General features: G+C 45.7%; 11 protein-coding genes and 3 tRNA genes. 10 read left to right on the top strand and 4 right to left on the bottom strand.

Features of this window, described 5'->3' with window-relative positions; all coding sequences use genetic code 11:
- From K5Q99_RS20370 to hmpA, 6 genes are all read left to right on the top strand, one after another.
- Positions 1–755 (top strand): outer membrane protein assembly factor BamD (locus K5Q99_RS20370; RefSeq protein ID WP_220777953.1); only part of this gene is annotated, 755 nt, incomplete at its 5' end.
- A gap of 229 nt (positions 756–984) precedes the next feature.
- Positions 985–1,060, top strand: a tRNA-Phe gene (locus K5Q99_RS20365).
- Between the two features lie 54 nt (positions 1,061–1,114).
- Positions 1,115–1,201: transfer RNA gene (locus K5Q99_RS20360), tRNA-Leu, on the top strand.
- A gap of 86 nt (positions 1,202–1,287) precedes the next feature.
- Positions 1,288–1,374 (top strand) — tRNA-Leu (locus tag K5Q99_RS20355).
- Between the two features lie 165 nt (positions 1,375–1,539).
- On the top strand, positions 1,540–3,165 hold the full coding sequence (locus K5Q99_RS20350) for a methyl-accepting chemotaxis protein (protein ID WP_012588348.1): 1,626 nt from the start codon (positions 1,540–1,542) through the stop codon (positions 3,163–3,165).
- 261 nt (positions 3,166–3,426) lie between these two features.
- Positions 3,427–4,620, top strand: coding sequence for an NO-inducible flavohemoprotein (gene hmpA / locus K5Q99_RS20345; protein ID WP_220777952.1), 1,194 nt, complete (start codon positions 3,427–3,429; stop codon positions 4,618–4,620).
- 139 nt (positions 4,621–4,759) lie between these two features.
- On the opposite strand, the gene K5Q99_RS20340 is transcribed toward hmpA, so the two are convergent.
- Positions 4,760–5,467 carry a pseudouridine synthase gene (locus K5Q99_RS20340; protein ID WP_220777951.1) on the bottom strand — a complete coding sequence of 236 codons (708 nt, stop codon included), beginning with the start codon at positions 5,465–5,467 and terminating at the stop codon, positions 4,760–4,762.
- 161 nt (positions 5,468–5,628) lie between these two features.
- Here K5Q99_RS20340 and K5Q99_RS20335 point away from each other — a divergent pair, with 161 nt between their 5' ends.
- A complete protein-coding gene (locus K5Q99_RS20335) occupies positions 5,629–6,555 on the top strand; it encodes a tetratricopeptide repeat protein (RefSeq protein WP_220777950.1) in 927 nt (308 codons plus the stop codon).
- 105 nt (positions 6,556–6,660) lie between these two features.
- On the opposite strand, the gene K5Q99_RS20330 is transcribed toward K5Q99_RS20335, so the two are convergent.
- The gene (locus K5Q99_RS20330) at positions 6,661–7,284 is read right to left on the bottom strand and encodes a helix-turn-helix transcriptional regulator (protein ID WP_220777949.1); all 624 of its coding nucleotides are present in this window, start codon (positions 7,282–7,284) and stop codon (positions 6,661–6,663) included.
- Between the two features lie 147 nt (positions 7,285–7,431).
- Between K5Q99_RS20330 and K5Q99_RS20325 the strand changes: the two genes are divergently transcribed.
- Positions 7,432–8,046 (top strand): NADPH-dependent FMN reductase, encoded by a 615-nt coding sequence (locus tag K5Q99_RS20325; RefSeq protein ID WP_220777948.1) that lies wholly within the window; start codon positions 7,432–7,434, stop codon positions 8,044–8,046.
- A 56-nt stretch (positions 8,047–8,102) separates the two neighbouring features.
- Positions 8,103–8,519 (top strand): VOC family protein, encoded by a 417-nt coding sequence (locus K5Q99_RS20320; RefSeq protein WP_006080581.1) that lies wholly within the window; start codon positions 8,103–8,105, stop codon positions 8,517–8,519.
- An 86-nt stretch (positions 8,520–8,605) separates the two neighbouring features.
- On the opposite strand, the gene K5Q99_RS20315 is transcribed toward K5Q99_RS20320, so the two are convergent.
- Entirely contained in the window at positions 8,606–8,944 is a 339-nt protein-coding gene (locus K5Q99_RS20315; RefSeq protein ID WP_220777947.1) for a TehB family protein, read from the bottom strand.
- Between the two features lie 297 nt (positions 8,945–9,241).
- Between K5Q99_RS20315 and K5Q99_RS20310 the strand changes: the two genes are divergently transcribed.
- Entirely contained in the window at positions 9,242–9,712 is a 471-nt protein-coding gene (locus K5Q99_RS20310) for a YcxB family protein (RefSeq protein WP_220777946.1), read from the top strand.
- 71 nt (positions 9,713–9,783) lie between these two features.
- On the opposite strand, the gene K5Q99_RS20305 is transcribed toward K5Q99_RS20310, so the two are convergent.
- Positions 9,784–10,347, bottom strand: a complete 564-nt coding sequence (locus tag K5Q99_RS20305; protein WP_106649706.1) for an acetate uptake transporter — start codon at positions 10,345–10,347, stop codon at positions 9,784–9,786.
- Positions 10,348–10,446: the final 99 nt, after the last annotated feature.

Below are 10,446 nucleotides of genomic sequence, written 5' to 3'. Positions count from 1 at the left end.
AATTTTCCAAAGGCGTTACCTTAGTCCTATTTTCACTAGCGTTATCAGCCTGTAGCAGCAGCCCTGATGATAACGATATTGCCGCCAAAACGTCACCTGATGTGCTTTACACTCAGGCAAGAACCTCTATGGAACTTGGCAATTACTCTAAAGCTGTCCGTTCTTTGGAGGCGTTAGACTCACGCTTCCCCTTCGGACCTCACAAAACTCAAGTCCAGTTAGACCTGATTTATGCTTACTACAAAATGGACGATGTCGCTTCGGGGATTGCGAACATAGACAGATTTATCCGTCTTAATCCTACCCACCCTGATATTGACTATGTGTTCTATATGCGCGGTTTAGTGAACATGCAAGCCGACAACTATTTGTTCCACGATATGCTAAATATCGACCGAACCGATCGTGACCCTAAAAATGCTCAAGATGCTTTCAAAGATTTTGATCGTCTTATCAAAACTTACCCTAACAGCAAATATGCCGCCGATGCGCAAAAACGCATGTTAGCGTTGAAGAATCGCTTAGCAAGATATTCAATCCAAGTTGCCGAATATTATCTAAAGATGAATGCATGGAGCGCCGCAGCAATCCGAGCACAATCTGTAATGGAAACATATCCTGGCACCCCTTCAAATGAACGGGCATTAGAGATAATGATAGAAGCTTATGGCGAATTAGGTCAGAGCAAGCTGAAGCAAAACGTGCTCATGGTAATGCAAGCTAACTATCCAAACAATGAAATCTTATCAAACTAGCCGAGAATGCCCCTTTAATAGGGGCATTTTTTTGCTTTGCTAGCCAAGATAACCCATCACTGGATATTGCTAAGTCCCCAGCGTGGATAGTGGTTTGACTATTTTTAGCTCGCCACTTGCAGCGTAAATGACACTTTCGTGTAAATCTTATCCAACCGAGTCACTTTTTACGTTATTTAGTAAAAATCTATTGACTCAAAACCCGAAAAGCCTTTAAATTGCGCCCGTCGCCCGAATAGCTCAGTCGGTAGAGCAGAGGATTGAAAATCCTCGTGTCCCTGGTTCGATTCCGGGTTCGGGCACCATCTTTAAATTGGTTGCTTCAGCGACTAATGTTAGAGAACTGCAATAGGTACAGTGCAGGTGTGGTGGAATTGGTAGACACGCCAGCTTCAGGTGCTGGTGCTCGCAAGGGCGTGGAGGTTCAAGTCCTCTCACCTGTACCAAATTGCAGTTCAACGAATGAAACAAAGCATTAAGATTGTTTATTCGGTTTTATGATTACTCATTCGATGAAATTTCGGATAGCCATGCAGATGTGGTGGAATTGGTAGACACGCCAGCTTCAGGTGCTGGTGCTCGCAAGGGCGTGGAGGTTCAAGTCCTCTCATCTGTACCAACATTTAAACCTCGCTTAGCGAGGTTTTTTTGTATCTAAAACAAAAAAATCCTCTGTTACTCTCCCCTCTTTCCGCTGATTTGCTATACCTAATGTTACAGACTCATCGTAGGGATAGCTCGAGCTCTGCCTAAAGGACTCTTTAGTTCACTGAGGCTATCCCATATGAACGGTCTACAAATAAAACAAAAAATGTTTATTGGCATTTTGGTCCCCCTTGCAATGTTACTGACGATTGGTTTTCTCGCCATTAATATGATGGGCAATATTGAGTCGGGTGTTGAACGCATCTATAACGACAGAGTGGTGCCGCTGGATGATTTAAAAGTGATTGCCGATAAGTATGCGGTCGATGTTATCGATGCGGTAAATAAGGCTAACGCGGGTGGTTTCACCGCCTCGCAAGCGGCTGAAGCGCTAGACAGTGCCAAATCGACTATTACTCAACATTGGCAAAAATACCTATCTACCGAGCTTACCTCAGAAGAATCCCGACTCGTAAAACAAGCCGAAGTGCTGTTCTCCCCCGCGAATCAACAGATTGATACCCTGATATCGCGCTTAAGAGGATTAAACGGCGATGTTTCAAGCCAACTCTCAGCCAATATCCTGCCGCTGTACCAAGCGATCGATCCTATCAGCAACCAAATATCTGAACTGATTGCACTGCAAATCCGCGTGGCGGGCGAAGAAAAAGATCGTGTAAATGCCATTTACCAATCATCAATCACTATTTTTGTGGCATTAGCCTGTGCCGCCATGATCATCAGTATTGTGATTGGACTCTGGGTCAATCGCAGCGTGATGAATCCCATTAATGACATCCTCGGTAAACTGAAGAGGATCCATCAAGACTCAGATCTCACCGTCAGATTCACCACTTTTAATCACGATGAGCTAGGGCAAATATCCACGAGCCTCACCCAAGTAATTGAACACTTACGGGGCATTCTTCATTCCATTGCCGAGGCAGCAACTACGGTCAACAGTTCGGCAAATGAGTTAAGTAGCTTCACCCAAGCCACCAATAAACGAATGCAACAGCAACAAGCCGAAACGGAGCAGACTGCAACGGCCATGAATGAGATGACGGCCACCGTTGCCGAAGTCGCCCAAAGCGCATCTGCCGCGGCAGATTCAGCCAAAGATGCCGATACCTATGCCGCTAACGGCAATAATATTGTGATGCAATCGATTAGCAGTATGTCGCAGCTTTCTGATCAAATTCAAAAAACGGCGCAGGTCATTGGATTTTTATCTAATGAAAGCCAAAATATCGGCCGCGTTCTCGATGTGATTAAGAGTATTGCCGAACAAACCAATTTACTGGCACTCAATGCCGCCATTGAAGCCGCACGGGCGGGAGAGCAAGGTCGCGGCTTTGCGGTCGTTGCCGATGAAGTGCGCACCCTAGCGCAACGCACTCAAAAATCGACTCAAGAAATTGAGGCCATGATTGCCACCCTACAACAAGGGGTTAAAGAAGCCGTCAGCGCCATGGAAATCGGTATCAATCAAGTAGATGATGCCAACGATAAAGCCAATCAGGCGGGTCAAGCGCTGAAAGAAATTGTCACCTCAGTAGACAGCATCACCGAGCTGAATACCCACATTGCGACCGCAGCTGAAGAGCAAAGTAGCGTTGCCGAGAGTATTAATCGCAGCATTATTGCCATCAGCGATATCGCCGAGCATTCCACAGCTTCGGCGGCTGAATTAAGTGAATCTGTGATTAATTTGACTAAGCTCGCCAGCAGCATGCGCAATCAAGTGAGCGCATTTAAGCTCTAATTTAACTCAATCACCCACAAAACGACTGCAACCATTTTTGCTGTTGCAGTCAAACTCCCCTCTATTTACATCATCTGTAACCCATTGAAATAGAATATCCGTTTCATTATTTCTCGATTTAATTTCTCCTTCAATTGAACACTTCAAATGATCTCAGCCTCGTTATCGATAGCACAGATAGCGATAATCTCTATTGATCCAAATCAAATAGATCTTTAAACTCATTAAACATTCATAATATTTACACGTTAAGGATTTTCTATGTTGGACAGCCGTACTATCCAAGTTATCAAGAGCACCATTCCCTTACTCGAATCAGCAGGTCCTGCGCTGACGACCCATTTTTATCAACGTATGTTCAAACATAATCCTGAACTAAAAGATGTATTTAATTTGGCGCACCAACATTCTGGTGGTCAGCCTGTAGCCCTGTTCAATGCCGTCGCAGCCTATGCAAAAAATATCGAAAACTTAGCGGTACTGAGTTCAACCGTCGAGCGCATTGCCCAAAAACATACGGGGTTTCTGATCAAACCTGAGCAGTATGCGATCGTCGGCAGCCATTTATTGGCAACGCTTAAAGAATTAGGTGGCGATGCGGTAACAGAAGATGTGTTAGAAGCTTGGGCACAGGCCTATGGATTTTTAGCCAACATTTTTATTCAGCGAGAAGCACAAATTTATCAAACGCATGCAGAGCAAGATGGTGGCTGGTTAGGTGAGCGTCAGTTTGTCATTAGCGCGAAAAATACCGAGTCAGCAGTCATCACCTCCTTCATATTGACGCCCGAAGATGGCAAGCCCGTTAAAGATTTTATCCCCGGTCAGTATTTAAGTTTGAAGCTAACACACCCGAATTTGGCATATGAAGAAATCCGCCAATATTCCTTATCCGATGCGCCAAATGGCACCAGCTACCGCATCAGTGTAAAACGCGAACTCGGCGGACAAGTGTCGAACCTGCTGCATGATGCGATACACGTCGGCGACAAAATCGCGGTGATGCCACCCGCGGGAGACTTTACCCTAGAAGTCGCGGCGGACACGCCCGTAGTGCTAATTTCGGCTGGTGTAGGCCAAACACCGATGAAAAGTATGCTCAATCAATTACTCAAGCTGCAGCATCCCAGCACTATCACTTGGCTGCATGCCTGTGAGCAAGGCGCCGTACACGGTTTCAAACAGGCTATCTACGCCAAGCGCCAGCAACATCATAATCTGACGAGTCATGTTTGGTATCGTGAGCCAGCCCCAACCGATAAGTTGGGTGATGATTATGATTTCGAAGGGCAAATGGAGTTAAGTAAAGTCGCCGAACAGTTGCTTCCCCACGCACGTTATTATTTCTGCGGCCCCATTGGATTCATGTCAGCCATCAAGCAACAACTACTCGCTCTGGGTGTCGCGGCTGAAAGCATGCACTATGAAGTGTTCGGCCCTCACGCCGATCTTTAATGGCATGACACGGACTTGAGAAAATTCACGCTCAGGTCCGTTTGAATGCTTAGCTTTTATGCTTAGCTTTCATTGTTAGCATGGCAAACGATAGCGACAAGCATGATGAATGCTTGATGTACTTTTCTGTTCATCATTTTTAACGGATAGAGGCAACTTCAGCGGCAGTGAGCGCGCGACTTTCACCCGGTACCAACTTTTCATCAAGCACAATATCGCCTATCGATAATCGATGCAGGCCAACAACCGGATTGCGGAACCGACCAAACATCCGTTTGATTTGATGATACTTACCTTCATGTAAAGTCACTTCAGCCACGTTATCAGCGAGGATAACCAGCTTAGCGGGTTGGGTTGTAATATCTTCAAAGCCAAAATACATCCCTTCGGCAAATGCAGCGATGTATTCTTCGGTTATGGGATTCGCTAAGGTAACCCGATACACTTTGTCGACCTTGTGTGTAGGTGACATCAGCGCATCAGACCAGCGGCTGTCATTGGTCAATAACAACAAACCCGAAGAGTTTAAATCTAATCTGCCAGCAATATGCAACTCATCACGGGCTTCGCAATCAAGCAAATCAATCACAGTTTTATGCTGAGTATCTTTGGTGGCACTTACCACACCTATCGGCTTGTGGAGCATCACATAGACGGGCGCATTGGCCTGCAGTATTTGCTCATCGAGTTGGATGTGGGAAAACTCATCCACTTGCCAATCCATATCTTTCACTATCAATCCATCGACGCACACTCGGCCCGATAATAGCAGTTCACGCACCGCTTTACGGTGAGTGTGTAACTGGGTACAAAGATAACGATCGAGTCGGCCGCGCTTAGATTGCATAACACCACAAATGACGAAATATGAATGAGATAGCCATTCTAGCAGGATGCAAGTTCGGCTCATAGCAAGCCAATGCAACGGGTTATCACAAAGGCTATTCTGGGCTAAATTGGATCGAACGAGGTAAAATTTGTTAAGCTAGGCGCTCAATTCATCTTACTGTGAGTGGTTACCGCATCAAAAACTTATCCGCAAGTCCCGTTTTAATACGTTCGAACCTGCTATTTTTAGCCTTGTTTTTAGTGACGCTTGCGAGCTCTTTTTTCGCCCAAGCGAGCGATGCAGTCAATCCTCCTGAAGCGGCTCGCTCCTCCGCTATCCATGATAAACCGCTGGTCGAGCGTTACGTCCTCGATGAACTTAAATCCCTCAGACACGATCAACAGGATCTCGAGCGTCGTCTCACCATCGACATCACCGACCGCGAACTCGCCGTAGCTGACAAATCGATGAACTACGCCAATGTCACTGTAACTTACTTCTTCTACATCATCGCGGGTGTCGCCTCGTTAGTCGCCTTTATCGGTTGGCAATCCCTGCGAGAAATCAAAACGCACACCGCCAAACTGGCTGCTAACCAGCTGCAAAGTATTGCCGAACAATACGAAGAAAAGTTCAAAGTACTTGAGCAAGAACTCAAGCGTAAGAGCCGTACTATCACGGACAATAATCGCGAGATTGAGATTATCAATGAAATCCATAACCTCTGGCTACGGGCGCAAAGTGCGCAAACGCCAGAGCAGAAGATTGAAGTCTATGATGAGATCCTCACGATTCGACCTGGGGATTTAGAAGCCCTGACCTACAAGGCCGACGCCGCAATGGAGATGCGCGAATTTAACTGGGCACAAAGCCTGTGTAATCGAGTTCTGGAAGTTGACCCGACTAACGCCCACGCTTTTTATCAAAGAGCCTGCGCCTTTGCGTGCTTAGGGGTTGAAGATAGAGCAATTTCTGATTTAGAGCGCGCCATTCATAACAGCGCATCCTTCAAGGAACTGGCTTTAGATGAGGCGGATTTCTCACAACTTAAAGGACATGCTCGTTTCGAAACCTTATTGGCCTATCACGAACCTGAAAAGCCCTAAGCTCCTCAGTTCTAAGCTCCGCACTAACGCTTGATATATGGCGTTGGCGCTCAGAGGCGTTTTATCCTAAAGATAAAGCGCCATAATTGAGCGGCTTAAATCCCACTAGTGAGGAATAGCCTCAATCTTATATGCACAGCGGCGTGCACCTTCGATGATATGTTCTTCGCGACTCACCACCGCGATATCGGCGAATAATTGCTGGAAAAGTTGTAACTCTGAGCGGCAAAAGTTTAAACACTTAGTCGCTGCGGCGCAGATAGGACAATGATTTTCGAGTAAAAAATACACGCCATCTACCTGTTCCATCGTCGCCATATAACCTTCGTTCGAGCGTAATTTCGCGAGGATGGCCAAACGTGTCGGAATATCTGTCGCCCCTTCCATAGCGGCACGATACTGGGTTAACGCACTTTGTTCCCTGTGGTCGATAAGCTTATCTAAGCCTTGGTCACCAAAGATCATTTTCACCGAATCAATTAGCTGTACCGTCAATTCCTCATGGCGATCGGCAAAATGACTGCGGCTTTGTTCCGTCAATCCCCAGTAACGTGTTGGGCGACCACGACCTTCAACTCTATCTTCGATGTCCACATCGCCTGCGTCTTCTAAAGCTTGAAGATGTTGACGCACGCCCATCGTCGTTAACGCCAATTCCTCCGCTAAGGTTTTAGCAGTAAGCGGGCCATGTAACTTGAGCAATTGAATAATTTTATCAGTGGTTTTCATCTGAACTCTCCGATGGTAGCCAGCGCATTATCTCCGATCCAGTACCGCTTTAACAGATTAAATAAACTTTTTTATTTACTTTATCCTTTACAAGATTAAATAAAGTCATTACCTTTTTTTTAATTTATAAACAAATAGGTTTACTTAATGAAGTTACTCATCATCAGCACCAGCCAAAGACCCGACTCCCAAAGTGCTAAAGTCGGTCGTTATATTGCCGAAAGCAGTTTCTCATCTCCCCATGCTATGGGTTACGCCAGCATACATCACTTAGAGTTATGCCAATTTAACCTGCCGTTTTGGGATGGAGAGGAAGGCAACAAGGGGGAGCACTGGCCCGAAATAGAACAAAGCGTCGATGAAGCCGATGCGCTGGTGCTTATCACCCCTGAATGGGGCGGCATGGCATCACCACTACTGAAGAACTTTTTATTGATGTGTACTCGCGAAGAAACCGCCCATAAACCGGCACTGTTAATTTCTGTTTCAAGCGGAATTGGCGGTACTTATCCCATCGTTGAAGTGAAGATGAATGCACTCAAAAACAATAAATTAGTGCCCATTCCCGATCACTTGATCATCCGCAATGTTAGCAATGTACTCAATGCCGTTTCCGAAGGTGCTCGAGATATCGCACTCAGGGAAAGAGTGCAGTACAGCTTGTATATGCTGCATCAATACGCCCAAGCATTAGCGCCCATTCGTCAACAACATGCCGGACAAGCGTACCCAAAGCAGCAGGAATACTGTTACGGTATGTAAGCGGCTTGAGATTTTAACCACCAGCAACAGACTAAAATCATTACAAGGAACGCATTATGATTCATTTAGAGCATATCAACTTAGTCGTAGACGACATCCCCGCAGCACTGCGCTTTTATCAAGCGGCTTTTCCCCACTGGCGTGTTCGTGGTGGCGATAAAGGCACTTGGTACGGCAAACCTCGCAATTGGATTCATTTTGGCGATGATTATCAATACATTGCTTTTAGTGACAATGGTGAGGGAGAAAACCGAGATTTAACGGGTCATCAAATTGGACTGGCACATTTTGCCTTTGTCACCGACAACTTAGATGCTGTGATAGCAAGATTGACCCAAGCAGGCTTCCCGATTGCCAAAGATGGCATGGAAGATCCCTATCGGCGTAATATTTACTTCTTTGACGCCCATGGTTTTGAAGTGGAATTTGTCGAGTATTTAACTGATATTCCGGCGGAGCGAAATCGCTATTAACGGTATTAGCGTAAGTCGTTATTAAAAAAAGTGGTCAACTGCAGCCGCGAACCGTGCGAATCGAACTGAGTGCTAGATGCTAAGCACTATTCACTTCGCTCGGATTGCTGCTGCGCCACTATGGCCGAATCCTTATGGGCATAAAAGTGAAGTCTGAACTGGGTATCTTCGGTCAGCAGCTCCACTTTATGCCAATACTCAGGATGAGAAATGGCCGTCTCACCGGCGCGAATGATGATTTCTTTATCTAACTCGCCGCTGCTGCCCGTAAAGCCATAGAACTTTAAGCTGCCCGTTAGCACTTGGATCTGCCCATACACGCCAGCCTTAGTATTGTGCATGTGCAGCAACATGTTAGGGACGTTGTCACGACTGAAAACCGGCGTTGATTTGTAATTAACAAAATCTTTAGGGACTAAGGCCATTATGCTTTCGCACTCCTTGAGGGACTCATGGGGATCGAATAACGCTAACGTCAAGACTAATATAGCCGTTGCAGCATTTCTGTCCAACTCCCAGTGTTAGCTTTATCGAAGAGATCATCCCAACATTGGCCTAGGACGCGACGCCGCACTTACCTATACTCACGCTAGCGACCTTAGCACTTTAGACATTAGCGACTTTATGCATTAGTGGCTTTATGAATTAGTGACTTTAGTTACTTTCATCACTGTTATCGCTACACTAGCCCGCATTAAGTAGCACCTAAAGTAGATGACATCATGCCCACACCCTATTCTTACTCAACGACCTATATTTTAGATAAAGCCCATTTCGATGAGTGCTATACCCAATCTGTCGTGCCTGATCCCACGCTCAAACCTTACTACAAAGCCATAGGGTTGGGCCTGATAGGTATCGCGCTGATCTTCGCCGACATTAGCCTCTATTTAGCTTACTTCTTCGTTGGACTCGGCGTTATCGAGGCGCTCAATGTGAAGTATCACAAGGCATGGTGGTTGATGCGTCAAATGATGAGTAAAGCGGCTAGCAATGAGGTCACGCTCACCATTGATGAGCAAGGGATCCACACTAAATCCATGTCAGTGACCAGCCAAATTTTATGGACCGACATTTACCGGATTAAAGAAACTGAAAAAGGCTTCTTGATCACCCACAAGGCTGGCACGAGTTATGTTTCCCTCCGTAGCCTAGATGATGCGGCTGTGGCCTATATTAAAACTAAAATCTAATCCCGCTAAAAAACACCTATAAAAAAGGCTGATTTTTATCAGCCTTTTCACCAGTATTCATCACTTCGGCATTACTTTTTCAATTCACCAATCGGTAAAATCGTGCGGCCATACTCATTATTGAGCACCTGCGCCATCGCAAAATAAATCGCACTCGCACCACAGATGATCCCTTCAAAGCCAGCAATAGTGCCAATCAAGGCGCTGCCCGTGAAATCACGCGCCGCTAATAGGAAAAATAAGACAGTCAAAGAAGCAAACACAAATTGCTTAGCTCGTGGATAACGTAAAGAACCCACAAACATAAATGCGGTGAATATGCCCCAAAGCGTTAAATACCAGCCCATAAAATACGTTGGGCTCGCCGCAATGCCCGCATTAGGCATTAGGATTAATCCCACTAATGTTAACCAAAACAAACCATAAGAGGTAAATGCCGTCGTACCGAAAGTATCGCCGCGCATAAAACACATAATACCCACAATCACTTGACCAATGCCGCCGTAAAAAATCCCCATGGCTAAGATCATAGAATCAATAGGGAAATATCCCGCGTTATGAATGTTTAACAAAATCGTTGTCATACCAAAGCCCATTAAACCTAATGGCGCTGGATTAGCCAGTTTTGTAGACACAGAGTTCCCCTAGAGAAAAATCAATAATTCAATAAAAATCAACGGCATTAACCGTCAACCTTATGTTCGCACACCTGCGAGAGCCGCGCATTCTAGAGG

Source organism: Shewanella hafniensis (genome assembly GCF_019655335.1).
GTDB lineage: Bacteria > Pseudomonadota > Gammaproteobacteria > Enterobacterales > Shewanellaceae > Shewanella > Shewanella hafniensis.
The sequence above is the reverse complement of the archived record's forward strand: the minus strand, read 5'-3'. Positions and strand labels throughout refer to the sequence as shown.